Annotated in this window: 12 protein-coding genes and 1 pseudogene; 8 read left to right on the forward strand and 5 right to left on the reverse strand. The window is 51.7% G+C overall.

The genetic code is table 11. The features are described 5' to 3' along the window. Positions 1–233 precede the first annotated feature (233 nt). The 5 genes from AB6B37_RS06165 (at position 234) to AB6B37_RS06185 (ending at position 5969) form a co-directional block, all read left to right on the forward strand. Entirely contained in the window at positions 234–1157 is a 924-nt protein-coding gene (locus tag AB6B37_RS06165) for a Gfo/Idh/MocA family protein (protein WP_371398015.1), read from the forward strand. Then, positions 1150–2370 (forward strand): serine hydrolase domain-containing protein, encoded by a 1221-nt coding sequence (locus AB6B37_RS06170; RefSeq protein ID WP_371398016.1) that lies wholly within the window; start codon positions 1150–1152, stop codon positions 2368–2370. Before AB6B37_RS06165 ends, AB6B37_RS06170 begins: the two co-directional genes overlap by 8 nt. A gap of 67 nt (positions 2371–2437) precedes the next feature. Beyond that, a complete protein-coding gene (locus tag AB6B37_RS06175; protein WP_371398017.1) occupies positions 2438–4111 on the forward strand; it encodes an NAD+ synthase in 1674 nt (557 codons plus the stop codon). A 15-nt stretch (positions 4112–4126) separates the two neighbouring features. Beyond that, complete coding sequence (gene gltX, locus AB6B37_RS06180; RefSeq protein ID WP_371398018.1) at positions 4127–5491, forward strand: glutamate--tRNA ligase; 1365 nt, start codon at positions 4127–4129, stop codon at positions 5489–5491. 82 nt (positions 5492–5573) lie between these two features. Continuing rightward, complete coding sequence (locus AB6B37_RS06185; protein WP_371398019.1) at positions 5574–5969, forward strand: hypothetical protein; 396 nt, start codon at positions 5574–5576, stop codon at positions 5967–5969. Positions 5970–6353: 384 nt separating this feature from the next. Here the strand turns inward: AB6B37_RS06185 and AB6B37_RS06190 are convergent, their stop codons facing one another. Genes AB6B37_RS06190 through AB6B37_RS06200 form a run of 3 tightly spaced genes read right to left on the reverse strand, consistent with a single transcriptional unit; the run spans position 6354 to position 8250 of the window. Then, on the reverse strand, positions 6354–6554 hold the full coding sequence (locus AB6B37_RS06190) for a hypothetical protein (protein ID WP_371398020.1): 201 nt from the start codon (positions 6552–6554) through the stop codon (positions 6354–6356). A gap of 2 nt (positions 6555–6556) precedes the next feature. Continuing rightward, the gene (locus AB6B37_RS06195; RefSeq protein WP_371398021.1) at positions 6557–7051 is read right to left on the reverse strand and encodes a histidine phosphatase family protein; all 495 of its coding nucleotides are present in this window, start codon (positions 7049–7051) and stop codon (positions 6557–6559) included. A gap of 2 nt (positions 7052–7053) precedes the next feature. After that, positions 7054–8250: a DUF3089 domain-containing protein gene (locus AB6B37_RS06200; RefSeq protein WP_371398022.1), complete on the reverse strand. Its 1197-nt coding sequence runs from the start codon at positions 8248–8250 to the stop codon at positions 7054–7056. Positions 8251–8345: 95 nt separating this feature from the next. Here AB6B37_RS06200 and AB6B37_RS06205 point away from each other — a divergent pair, with 95 nt between their 5' ends. Next, a complete protein-coding gene (locus AB6B37_RS06205) occupies positions 8346–9071 on the forward strand; it encodes a DUF502 domain-containing protein (RefSeq protein WP_371398023.1) in 726 nt (241 codons plus the stop codon). 4 nt (positions 9072–9075) lie between these two features. On the opposite strand, the gene AB6B37_RS06210 is transcribed toward AB6B37_RS06205, so the two are convergent. After that, positions 9076–9798: an arginyltransferase gene (locus AB6B37_RS06210; protein WP_371398024.1), complete on the reverse strand. Its 723-nt coding sequence runs from the start codon at positions 9796–9798 to the stop codon at positions 9076–9078. A gap of 42 nt (positions 9799–9840) precedes the next feature. Further along, positions 9841–11679 carry an SLC13 family permease gene (locus AB6B37_RS06215; protein WP_371398025.1) on the reverse strand — a complete coding sequence of 613 codons (1839 nt, stop codon included), beginning with the start codon at positions 11677–11679 and terminating at the stop codon, positions 9841–9843. A gap of 85 nt (positions 11680–11764) precedes the next feature. On the opposite strand from AB6B37_RS06215, the pseudogene AB6B37_RS06220 reads away from it, so the two are divergent. After that, a pseudogene (locus AB6B37_RS06220) lies at positions 11765–12628 on the forward strand (NAD(P)-dependent oxidoreductase); the annotation flags it as partial. Between the two features lie 181 nt (positions 12629–12809). Further along, positions 12810–13832, forward strand: coding sequence for an AraC family transcriptional regulator ligand-binding domain-containing protein (locus tag AB6B37_RS06225; protein WP_371398026.1), 1023 nt, complete (start codon positions 12810–12812; stop codon positions 13830–13832). The last annotated feature ends 5 nt before the right edge of the window (positions 13833–13837 follow it).

Here is a 13837-nt window from a genome sequence, read left to right on the forward strand (position 1 = left end):
TTGACGTAAATAGCGTTTATTTTTGTTAAATCCGCTGTCAAAAGTCGCCCTATTTTAACTGCATTAAAATCGCTCCACCTAGGCTTAGAGGCGCCAAAACCTTCGTGAAAACGCGGTTTTACTCTAGTTTGGGGAGAATCGGATGATGTGATTCTAAGCGCGCCGCATGAGTTATTCTAACAGAATTTCACGCTAAGGCTTGCGAGTCTGCACACAATTGCGCAACGTAAGTCATGGACAAAACATGCAAAATTGGAGTCGCAGGCGCGGGCGTGTTTGGCGGCTATCACGCAGGAAAATGCGCGGCGCATCCGCGTGTGGACTTTATCGGAATTTTTGATCCCAATGAAATAGCGCGCACGGCAGGGGCCGCAAAACATGGCGTCAAAGCCTATGCGGACTTCGCTGACATGCTGGATGATATAGACGCGGTTATCATTGCCGCACCTGCAAGTTATCACGGCGACATGGTGCTCGCGGCGCTGCGGGCGGGCAAACATGTGCTGGTTGAAAAACCGGTCGCCACAGATGTGGACACGGCAAAGGCCTGTATCGACCTTGCGGCGGATAAAGGCGTTGTCTTGCAAGTCGGACATCAAGAACGGTTCGTGGCGCGCGCCATCGGGCTCGATAAAATTACAGCCCGCCCGCGAAAGATTACGACAGAGCGCATGGGGCCGTTTAATCCGCGCGGACAAGATGTGTCAGTCACGCTGGATTTGATGACCCATGACCTTGATCTGGTCCTGATGATTATGGGCGAGATGCCAGAGCGGGTGGACGGCCAAGTGGCAGTGGTGTGCACAAACCACCCTGACACGGCGGATGCTGTGCTTCACTGGCGCGACGTAACCGCCCATATGCGGGCCAGCCGCGTGGCAGAGGCCTATTCGCGTAAAATGACATTGGAATACGCCAGTGGTACAGTAAATATTGATTTTAACGGCAAGACATTGAGCCACGATACGCCGTTTGTGCTTAACGTGGACTTTGGCGCTGACCCGAGTGCGAGTGACAGTCTCGGCGCAGCGACAGATAGTTTCGTGCGGGCAATTTTGGACGGGGACGCCGTTGTGATCACAGGGCAAGACGGCTTGAACGCCATGCGACTTGCGCTCATGATAGACGCTAATCAAGAGGGAACATGTCATGAATAGATTTGTAAAAGTTGCAGGCTTAACGGCGGCTGGCATGGCCATGCTTGTCGGGCTTAATTGGACAAAAATCCAAAGACTGAATAACGTCAACAGCCTGTTTGATGCCGATAAAATCGTGCAGAACTTCTCCAATATGGATGGCGCGTTCTTGCATCACGACCTGACGATTTCGGGCGAGCCTTTCATCTGGCCAGAAGCGCTAGAGCCGTTACCCGAAACGGTGACCATTAACGGCAAAGACTGGAATCTGGCCGAGGTGCTAGAGACACTCGACACAACGGCGCTCGTCGTCATCAAAGACGGAAAGATGGTGCATGAAAGTTATTACAAAGGCACCGACCGTGATGACCGCCGCATTAGCTGGTCCGTGGCAAAGTCTTTCATGTCGGGGCTTTACGGTAATGCGCTGTCCATCGGGCAAGTGAAGTCGCTTGACGATACGGTCGAAAGCTACGTGCCGTCGCTCATCGGGTCAGCCTATGAAGGCGCGACCATCCGCAATGTTCTGAACATGGCGAGCGGCATCAAATTTGATGAAAATTATATGGATGCCAATTCTGATATTAACGATATGGGCCGCGTGCTGGGCCTTGGTGGGTCGATGGATAAATATGCGTCTGAATTAACAGAGATTGAAGCGATGGCTGGCGAGCGTTGGAAATATGTGTCTATTGATACCCATGTTGCCGCCATGGTGCTGCGCGCTGCGACGGGGAAATCGCTGCATGAATTGTTTGAGCAGACCTATGGCGCGAACCTCGGTTTTGAAATACCGCCGTTTTATATGACGGACGGCAAAGATGTGGCCTTTGCGCTCGGCGGGCTAAACCTTGCAACGCGCGATTACGCCAAATTTGGGCAGTTGTTTTTGGACGGTGGTCAGTTTAACGGCAAGCAAGTCGTGCCCGCCAATTGGGTCGCAGAGTCCACGGTCCACAGCGCGCCAAACCTCAACGGTCGCGGCACGGGCTACGGCTATCAATGGTGGGTGCCGATGCCGCAAGAGGGGCCCAATGCGGGCGACTTTTTCGCCGTCGGGATTTACGGGCAATATATCTACATCAATCCGCGGGCAGGCCTCGTCATCGCCAAAAACGCCGCCGACCGAGAGTTCGCCTATCCCATGCCAGAGTTCGGCGAAACATTCGGCCATAGCATGAATGTAAATGTCGCCATGTTCCGTTCCATGGCGGATTATTATGCGGGGGAATAGTGGGCGGTCGAAGGCAAACCCTATCTCTTTGCTTGCCCCCAATCGCGCTCGCCGCTAAACCGCGCTTATGACTCAGACCACGCTTAAAATTGCCTCTGCCCAACTTAACCCCTGCGTTGGGGATTTGTCTGGGAATATGGCTAAGGCGCGGGAGGCGTTTGCGCGCGCCAAAGCGGGCGGGGCGGATATTCTGGTGCTGCCTGAGCAGTTCGTGATTGGTTACCCAGCCGAAGATCTTGTCCTAAAGCCCGCTGCGCTTGAGGATTGTAAGCGTGAGGCCGAGAAGTTCGCGTATCTGACCAAAGACGGCCCGGCGGTGATTTATAATTTGCCGTGGTTGCAAGACGGGAAGATTTATAATGCGGCGTTATTTATGCGCGGCGGGAAAATTACCGATGTGCGGCTAAAACATCATCTGCCCAATTACGGCGTATTTGACGAGGCGCGGATTTTCGCGCGCGGGCCATTGCCAGAACCGATTGAGTTTAACGGCATTAGTATCGGCATCCCGATTTGCGAAGATCTCTGGCAGCCGGGCGTGGCCGATCATCTGGCGGGACTTGGTGCTGAAATTCTGATTTCGCCGAACGGATCGCCTTGGCGGCGCACGGCACTCGTGGAGAGATCAACAACGCTGGGTGAAAAGGTCTTTAACGAAGGCTTGCCGCTGATTTACGTCAACCAGATTGGCGGGCAGGACGAGTTGGTCTTTGACGGCAGCAGCTTTTCTATGGCCGCCGACGGCACCATCGTTCAAAGCCTTAAATCTTTTGTCGAGGATTTTGACATTGCGACGTGGGAGAAAAAGGACGGCATTTGGGTCTGCATGGAGGCCAAGCGCGAGGCGCATTTATCAGGGCTAGAGGCCGATTGGCGCGCTATGTGCCTTGGTCTTGGCGATTACGTCAATAAGAACGGGTTCAAGCAGGTCGTGCTTGGGTTGTCGGGCGGGGTGGATAGCGCCGCAGTTGCGGCTATTGCCGCCGACGCGCTGGGGCCAGAGCGTGTGTGGTGCGTGATGATGCCGTCGCGATACACAGCGGGGGAAAGCCTTGGCGACGCGGAAGATTGCGCGAAACGCATCGGATGCCGCTATGACGTGATTGCGATTAAGCCTGCCTTTGATGCCTTTACAGAGATGCTGGCCCCGATGTTTGAAGGCACAGAGTTCGATACCACAGAGGAAAATATGCAGTCGCGCAGCCGCGCCCTGACGTTAATGGCGATATCGAATAAATTCGGGCCAATGGTCGTGACCACGGGTAACAAGTCTGAAATGGCAGTTGGCTATGCCACGCTTTACGGCGATATGTGCGGCGGTTATAATCCTGTGAAAGATATCTATAAAACAGAGCTCTTCGCGCTGTGCCGCTGGCGCAATGAAAACACGCCCGCTGACCTTTTGGGTGGTGATTATCCTATTCCCGATAATATCATTACAAAACCGCCGTCCGCCGAGCTGCGCGATGATCAAAAAGACAGCGATAGCCTGCCTGAATATGACGTGCTCGACGATATTTTACTAGGCCTCATCGAGCAAGATTTACCGCTAGAGGTCATTATCGCGCGCGGGCATGATGTGGCCACCGTTAAGCGCATCCAACATTTGCTCTATATTGCTGAATATAAACGTCGACAGGCGCCGCCCGGTGTGAAAATAGGGTCAAAGAATTTTGGCCGTGACCGCCGTTACCCGATTACAAATCGGTACCGCGATAAATTGCCGTCCGAAGAAAACTAGAAACAAGATTTTATTATGTCCACTCTTCCTAAAATTGATGCCCCTGTCATCGTGCGCTTTGCGCCCTCGCCAACGGGAAAGCTGCATGTGGGTAATGTCCGCACGGCGTTGATGAACTGGTTATTTGTGCGCCAAAACGGGGGTCACATGATCTTGCGGATTGATGACACAGATTTGGAACGCAGTACCAAAGCCTATGAAGAGGGCATCAAGACAGACATGTCCTGGCTGGGCCTGAATTGGGATAGCAGCTTTAATCAATCCGCGCGGTTTGAGCGTTACGACGCTGTGCGTGACGAGTTGATCGCCAAGGGGCTTTTATACCCTTGTTACGAGACATCAGAGGATTTAGACCGCCAACGCAAATTACAGCGCGTAGCGGGAAAGCCGCCTGTTTATAATCGTGCCGCCTTAGAGCTCACAGATTCAGACCGCGCAGCATTAGAAGCAGACGGCCGTAAGCCCCATTGGCGGTTTAAATTGTCGGGCGATAAGGTGAGCTGGACCGACCTTGTGCGCGGCGAGCAAAATGTCGATACAAGCTCTCTGTCTGATCCCGTCCTTATCCGCGCCGATGGGAGTTATCTTTACACGTTGCCGTCTGTTGTTGATGATATTGATGCGGGCATCACCCATGTTATTCGCGGCGAAGACCATGTGACAAATTCGGGCGCGCAGATAGAGATTTTCCGCGCCGTCTCTGACCACCTTCCGACATTTGCCCATACGCCGCTCCTGGTTGGTAAAGACGGGAAGGGGTTGTCCAAGCGCCTTGGGTCGTTGTCGATGGAAGAATTGCGCAAGGATTATTTCGAGCCGCTGGCGATTGCATCGCTGCTGGGTAAAATCGGGACATCAGACCCGATTGAAATTCGCCCCTCTATGGCTGTGTTAACGGAGGAGTTTTCCTTTGATAAAATTGGTCGTGCGCCCGCGCGCTTTGACGAGGACGAGCTTTTACTGCTCAATTCGCGCCTTCTGCATGAAACCGATTACGACGACGTCAAAGACCGCCTTGATAAGTTGGGCGTCGCGGGCGGAGAACCACTTTGGACACTCGCGCGCGCTAATGTTTCAAAGCTGACCGATATGGCGGGATGGTCGACGGTTGTTTTTGCGCCGATGGCAGGACAGATCGCAGATGAAGACGCGGCATTTTGCAAAACCGCTGCTGACTGCCTGCCTGCCAAATTTGATGACGAAACTTGGTCCGAATGGACGTCAAAGCTAAAGTCTGAAACGGGCCGCAAAGGCAAAGGTTTATTTCTGCCGCTTCGCCTTGCGCTTACGGGGCGGGCTGGCGGTCCGTCTATGGGGGACATGTTGCAAATGTTGGGCCCGGATAAAGCCAAAGCGCGTCTGCGCGGAGAGGCGGCTTAGTCACGCTTTCGTGAAAGCCTGTGTTTGGCTGTCATAGGCAAATAATGGCAATTCCCATTTGTCAATTTAAAGGGGATTTTCCATGACGTCATTACGCATACCACTGTTTCTAACGCGCCTGTCTATCGTTGGCTTTTTGCTGCCATGGCAAATCATGCGTTTTACCAAGCCTGAATCTATCGCAGGCATTGCCAAAAAATATTACAACATCAGCAGCGTTCCAGAAATCGCGAGCACGATTACAGGGGTGCTAATGATGTCGCTTTTACTGGCGTTTCTTGTCGGTTTCAAAAAACGGATTAGCTACGGTCTTGTGATGGTGTTGCACGGCATCGGCACATTAATGACGCTGCCGAACCTCATTCCAGGGCTAGAGGGTTATAACCAGCTGTTCTTGGCGGCTGTGCCGACGTTCTTTGCGATGCTGCTGCTTTATTGCCTACGTGATCAAGACACATTCTTTAGTTTGAACAAGTAAATTGGCGGTTGGTCATAGAGCTCAATGGGATGAATGTGAGACCTATGACCAACCCACCGTTTTACGACAATGAGCGTGGGGTTCATTGTCAATTACACCGGATGAGTTGGGATGAATAACCGGTGACGAATTATAAATACACCAAAGGTTGTAAAAATCCAGTTAAATCGACTATAAATGCAACTCATGGTTTATAATTGGTATTTTTCCATAATAATCAAATTCTTCAAATCCAAAGTGTTCAGTCCCGCCGTAATAGACTTGTCAGTTACGCTGGTCCCGCATAGCTGCTACGTCCGGACCTATCCCCTTTGGTATGGACTTCTCTTAGCGCCCCGGTTCTGCCGGTGGCGCTTTTTTTTGGCTTAAGCTCGTCCTGTGGTTTTATTTGCGGGGCCGCTTTGACCACAAGCTTTGGGCCAAAATTCGCCAGATAGGATCAAACACCAAAATCATGATAACCACAGCAAGGCCCAAACCCCAATGCGCGTCTTTGATATAAAGCCAGATAAACAACCCCAGCATGAGCGGGTAAAAGGCCAGCGCATGAAACATCCGCCAAAGGGCTGTTAGCGCTGCTTTCATTCTTATTCTGCCTCTAAGTCTCTAGGCAAAACCATATCAACAACGCGCCAGCTTTGTGGGTCATGCCACGGGGCTTTGCCGATACGTTTGAAGACAGCACAGGCACCCGTCGGGAAACGGTGATAATGGCCTGTAATCAGATTGTAAAGCTCTGCCATGCCGGGGTTATGGGCCATTATCATCAACCGCCCCCCAGGCTCGCTCTCTCGCTGCATGATCGTCAGCATCGTATTGGCACTGGCGTGATAAAGGGCGGGGTTGTGATGGACGGTCTGCGCACCAGGGATGATGCGGATAAGGCGTTTTGCTGTCTCTAAGGTGCGCGCCGCATCAGAGCTCCAGATAACGTCAGGCGCATATCCGCGCGCAACAAGGGTGCGGGCCACCAACCCACTTGCACGCCGACCGCGCTTATTTAATGGCCGCTCATGATCGCTAAGGCCGCTATCATCCCATGATGATTTTGCATGACGCATTAATAATAGGTGGCTGGCCACAGTTATTCCTTAACTGGCGTGACGGGACTCTCAATGATATCGATCACCTCTAAGTCATCAAGACGTTTGACACGCGTCGGTAATTTACCTGTCGCGATAAGGCTCTGTACGCGTGCGCGCGCATTAATCCGTAAATCTTCAAAAAACAGATTGGACGGCAATGTCCAGAACCGTGCGCCAAGGCCCAAGGGGCGACGCAGGGCTTTGCTGCGCGGCTTTCCAACTTGAAGGAGGCCGTCCTGACATTCGGCCCAACTTTGACGCGGTAACGGTGGGGGCAGGCGGTCAGGCTCTATGCCCTCTGCGGCCATACCGCCTTTATGCTCTGTAGCATCGACTTTTTGGCCGTTTACTGTCCAAGATAACGGATTAGTGCAAAGTAAGGGCTGGCGAGCCGTTTTCTCAAAATTTCGCCCGTTGTGATAGAGTGCATTGGTGGCAAACCGTTTGGCGTTCGCTTTATCGCCCGGCATGAACGCCCCATAAGCGACCACACAGCCGTAATCAGTAGCAGAGCCGCAGGGCTTTAGATGGGAAAGGCTACTGTCAAATAATGACATCGGAACGGGATGATCGATAATATAGGCCACCGCTAGACGGTCTTTTAATGGTCCGTTGAAGTAATCAGACAAAAGACGTGTAACGTGATCTGCGCCTTGGCCATGACCAGCAAGGATGATGGGGCGTTCTGGCGGACTGCTAGACAGGAAAACCTCAAAGGCGCGGCGAATATCTTTATAGGCAAAATCACGGGCGCGCTGGGCGTCCTCTCGGTTCGTCATATAGCTATACATGGCGGCGTGGCGGTAATAGGGCGCAAAGAGGCGGCCAGCATAACCGTAAGGCGCGACGTAGTTAGGTCGCACGATCCGTTGTAATCGTTCGCGGCGACGGTCGACGTCAACAGGCAAAACCCAATGCTTGCCGCCGCGGTAAACGCCCGGCACCACAATGAAGGCATCGGCGGGGGCGTCTGCGTCATAAACATCGGCAGATAGATCAGGAATAGCGAGCCATGATGTTGGGTCCGCATAGTCAGGGGCCACAGGTTTGTCATAGGTTTGAAAGGGAACGCCAGGGTCTTGCAAGGACTGAAAGATATCATTGCGGTAAAAAAACAGGCCCAAAGCAATCAAGACAATCAGGCCAGCCATAGTCGCGACTATTTTTTTACCCTCGCCAAAGCTGAAATTTGCCATATCAAAACCTTTAACTACGCCCTATAGACCTATACATATTTGGTGCGCGGTCATAGGGGCCGTCAAAGATATAACTGTATTTTAATGGACGCAAGATGAGCCAGGCCGAAGACCAAAATGCCCCATTGGGCCAGACCTCCGAAGAGGTTAAAAAGACAGGCTTTGTGCGCCATATCCGCAATAAGTTTCTGACCGGTATCGTCGTCTCACTACCCATACTTGTAACGATATTAGGTATTTCCGCAATCGTAGGTTGGTTTGACGAAAAGGTTTTGGGGCTTGTCCCCGCGCGCTACAAAGGCATTCCGTGGGTGGATATGGTTCTCTCTATTCCAGGGTTAGGACTGATTGTTGTCTTTCTTGGTCTGATTATTTTAGGTATTTTGGCGTCCAATATTATTGGCACGTCTATCTTAAAGGCGGGTGAGCGAATTCTTGCGCGTGTGCCTGTGGTCAGCAACGTCTATAATTTCATGAAACAGATCGTCACGACAATCGCCCAGCAGGGCGAACGGTCTTTTAAAGAGGTGTGCTTGATTGAATATCCACGCCCCGGTCTATGGGCCGTGGCTTTTGTGACGTCAGATTTACAGGGCGCTCCAAAACGTCAATTGGGCGAGGGCTATGTTTGTGTCTTTGTGCCGACGACACCAAATCCGACATCTGGTTTTTTATTGTTTGTCAAACGCGAAGACATGAAAGTCCTTGATATGACACCCGAAGAAGGCGCGAAAATGATTATATCCGGCGGGATGGTGACCTCTAACGAAGAGGTGATTGTTGCTCCTAAATCAGCGCGCAAGAAAGTGGGTCTGGACTAAGACTTCAGCTTTGTAAGCGGCGCCATCCATCCGCACCAAGGATTTCGCAGGGTTGGAACCGTGATTTATAATCCATCTTTGGGCTGCCTTCGACCCAATATCCTAGATACAGGTTTGGTTGACCTAAAGCGACGCAGCGCTTGATGTGATCCAGTATCATGAAATTTCCCATGCTACGATTGGTTATATCAGTGTCAAAAAAGCTGTAGACCATTGACAGACCGTCTTGCAGCACATCAATCAAAGCACAGGCGACAAGGCGTGCGTCAGCGTCGCGGTATTCCACAATTTCAGTATCAGAGGCGCATTGTTCGACCATCATCTCATAGCGGTAAAAATCCATATCTGACATGCCGCCGCCTTCGTGGCGTGTGTTTAGATATTGATGCAAAAGTGCAAATTGCTCGCGTGTCGCCAAGGGCTCTACGACTTCGCGGGATAGATCTTTGTTACGGTTTAATGTGCGGCGAAAGGATTTTGACGGCGTGAAGCCGGGCGTGTAAATGCGCAACGATTTACACTCGCGGCAGGCTTCGCAGGCGGGACGATAAATAACATTTTGCGAACGGCGAAACCCTGCATGGGTCAGGTAGTTATTTAAATGCGGCCCTGACAGCGGGTCCAGCTGCGTGAAAATCTTACGTTCCATACGGTCGGGCAGATAAGGGCAGGGCGAGGGTATCGTCAGGTAAAACTGCAATCTTTGTGGATCAAACGGCCGGGTCATAAAGGTTTTATATCACGCAAATTCAAAGAGGCTATTAACAATTTACACGCCGTAAAGCGGGGGTATTATCAGGCTGAAACTGACCCAAATCAGCAGCATAAGCGGAACGCCAAAACGCACGAAATCTTTAAATTTATATCGTCCTGGTCCCATAACGAGCAGATTGGTCTGATAAGCAATGGGCGTTGCAAAAGAACAATTAGCCGCAAATATAACGGTCAATACGAGCACCGTTGGGTCAATCCCCGTTTGCGCGCTGATTGATAAGGCAATAGGCGCAAAGAGTAACGCCGTTGCCGCATTGGAAATGATATTCGTCATAATGGCTATGACAAGGAATAGCGCGGCGATTAGGATTTGATTGCCAAAGGGCGCAAAGAGGGACACGGTCTGCTCCGCAATGAAAGCGGCCCCCCCCGTGCGCTCCAGCGCTAGTCCCATGGCAAAGGCTGCGCCGATAAGCACGAATATCCGAAAATCTAAGGCCCGCGCGGCTTGGCGAATATTCAGGCAGCCCGTAGCGATCATGGCCAGCGCCCCGCAAAGGGCGGCAATTTCAATCGGGAGTGCACTCGATGCTGCCAGCAAAACTGTCGCGAAAAATATCATGCGCGCAATAATACTTTTACGAACATCGGGTAATTCCGTGGTCGCCCAATCCATCAATAGCACATCACGATTTGTGCGCAGCTGCCGTGTTTCCGCCTCGTAACCAAAAAGCAGCAGCACATCACCCGCCTCTAGGCGGATATCAAGCATGGACGTGCGTATCATGCGTGAGCGGCGCTGGATACCGAGCACAAGGCAGCCTGTCTGGCGGCGAAATCCAACTTGTTCAATCGTGCGACCAATCATGCGAGAGCCGGGCGCGACCACGGCTTCGGAGATAACAATCGCATCAGAGTTTTCTTCCGCGCGGCCTTCTTCGTGAAACCCAGCAATGCTGAGCATCCCTTTAAGGTAATGCGGATTGGACGATAAGAGGCTGGACAATGAGTCGCGTGTCGCCGCAACAATCAAGATGTCGTCAGTTTGCAATTCCACATCAAAAGGCGGCAAAAACGCATGCTCGCCGCGCTGTATCATGCGAACTGTCACATTTTTGAGGCGGGGGTATAATCCGGCGATGGGGGCCACACCGCGCAGAGGGTGCTCAGGTGTCACGCGAATTTGCGCAATATACTGCCGCCCAGATTCGCTCACTTCTTCCTCTAGCGTGGCCCGATTAGGCAGTAATATTGGGGCGGCAAAGATGATGTAAATCGTACCAATCACCGCCATGATAAGGCCTGGGCCTGTCTGGGTAAAAAAGTCCAGACCGTTGCCCGTTGCTCGCTTTAGCACATCATTGACCAGCAAGTTGGTGGATGACCCAATCAAGGTCGTCATACCCGCCAAAATACAGATAAAAGACAATGGCATCAGGTAACGCGACGCCGCCGTGCGCGTGCGTGCCGCCATAGCGGTTAGAACGGGGATAAACATCACCACAACGGGGGTGTTATTCATGAACATGGATACGACAAAGGCTATGGCAAAAACAAAACCCATCGTGCTGCGCGGACGTTTTACTAGCGCGTTATTAATGCGAATGATCGGACCTTCTAAGGCGCCTGTGTGGAACATGCCTTGGCCTACCACCAATAATGCCATAATCGCAATCAGCGCGGGCGCGCCAAACCCTGTCAGTAGCGAGGCGCTATCCAATCCTTCAACGCCCGGGATAGGAAACAGTGTGAAAAACAAAAGCAGCGCGGTAATGATGCCAATCGATATGGCCTCGATAGAAAACCGTTCTCTGAAATATAAAACCACAGCCACAGCGACAATCGCCATGGTGGCCCACATTTGCCATGTTATTACGACGTCGGTCGGTGTCATTGCCAAAAGCCCTATCTCTTGGCAAAAGGCTACCACGTTGAAGAATTATTGAATAGAGTTAAGATGTTAGAGCGGTAACTTTAAAGGAAGAACGATGGCAAAATGTGCATTTTTAGGGTTGGGTGTTATGGGCTATCATATGGCCGGGCATTTGTTGCGCGCTGGGCATGACGTCACCGTGTGGAACCGCACAGAGGCGAAATCTTCGCGCTGGGCCAAAGAGTTCAAAGGTCAAGCCGCAGCCAATATTGCCGATGCGGTCAAAGATGCTGATGTCGTGATGATGTGCGTTGGCGATGATAATGATGTGTATGCCGTGGCAGATCCCGCATTAGACGCAATGGCGACGGGCACGGTTTTGATTGATCATACAACGGCATCCGCGGACTGCGCGCGGAAGGTTTACGCAATGGCTGCGGATAAAGGCATCGGCTTTATCGACGCGCCGATTTCGGGCGGCGAAGCGGGAGCGGTCAATGGACAATTGACGGTTATGTGCGGCGGTGATGTCCAAATCTATGACCGCGCTGTGCCTATCATGGACGCCTATGCCAAAGCGACGAAATTGCTCGGCGGTAGTGGGGCAGGGCAGTTGACTAAAATGGTCAACCAAATCTGTATCGCAGGCATCTTGCAAGGTCTTGCTGAGGGTGTGAACTTTGCGCAAAAGGCAGGGCTCGACGTAGCAGATGTTGTCGACGCGATTGGCAAAGGGGCTGCCGCGAGTTGGCAAATGCTAAACCGGGCCGAGACCATGGCTGCGGGTGAGTATGAATTTGGCTTTGCCGTTGATTGGATGCGTAAAGACTTAGGCATAGCCATTACGGCGGCGGAGGAACTCGGCGCAGATATGACCCTGACAAAGCAAGTCGATGGATACTACGCAGAGGTGCAAGACATGGGCGGGTCGCGTTGGGATACGTCAAGCCTTATGAAAAGGCTTAAATAGCTACCTTTCATGAGCGCAAAAGCAAAAGACCAAAATGACTATCCAAAGACAGTATTTTGGTCCTTTAACGCCCCACTCAAATCTAACATAAACCTAGCATCCGTTAAGAATTGTCCTTTTTTCGTAAAATCCTTGTCATAAACGGCCATTTCGCTGATATTAATCCCTTATTGGGGACATTATGGCGTTTGCGGCAATCTATTTTTCGAGTTTGGTTGATATTATTGCCGGTGAGGGCTGGCCTAGAGATGGGCAGTTGCTGGCCTTAGGGGTGACTGAAGGTGAACTTTCTGACCCTTCGCAACGCATTGATAACAAAACTGTCGCCGATCATTTTGAACATGCCGCTCAGATCCTTGATTGTCCGCATATTGCCATTTTGATGGGCTATAAATTTCGTGTTGCCACATTTGTAGAGACAGGCTCTGTTCTGGCCTATGCTGACAGCCTTGTTCACGCGGGACGGCTGAATGCGCGCTATCAACGATTAGCAGAATCTTCGGGTATTGGATCTGTTGCCTATGAGGACGAGCAAATTTATCTACGCTGGGCTCCAAATTTTGACGATGACAATCATTACCGCCGCCTGACCGAAGTTATTTTTGCGGGTTATGTGACGACTGTGCGCTGGCTGGCATGGGTTTACCGTAAAGACTTTGTCGGGCTAAGTTTCCGTCACGAAAAACCAGACTACGCCGATAAATATTCAGAGATTTTGCAGTGCCCGGTGCAGTTTTCCCAAACGCATAATCAATTGCAATTTTATCCAGAGACTGCCGAATTAAGCTTGCCCACCAGTAATCCGCAAAAGCTGGCTATCGTCACAGAGCGGCTAGACCGTATTTTGATGGGCGCAAAAGCAGACACGGATTTAATGCGCCGCGTTAAGGCGGCCATTCGAACGGTGATAAAATCGGGACGGGTCACGCTTATTGATGTTGCGAAGCTGTTGGAGATGACAGACCGAACACTACGCCGACAGCTAAAAGAGCAAGGGGTGAGCTTTCGCGATGTTGTTGATGACGTCCGCAAGAGGCAATTTGATCGTTTGGTGCGGGACGGGCATACACTAACGCAAATAGCGCATATATTAGGGTATAACGACCAGAGCGCCTTTACGCGTGCATTTCGGCGGTGGTACGGGATGTCACCGACTCTATATTTGACGAATACCCAAGGCGATACGCAATCGCTCGGTCTATAGGCGGG

The organism is Fretibacter rubidus (assembly GCF_041429785.1).
Lineage (GTDB): Bacteria > Pseudomonadota > Alphaproteobacteria > Caulobacterales > Maricaulaceae > Fretibacter > Fretibacter rubidus.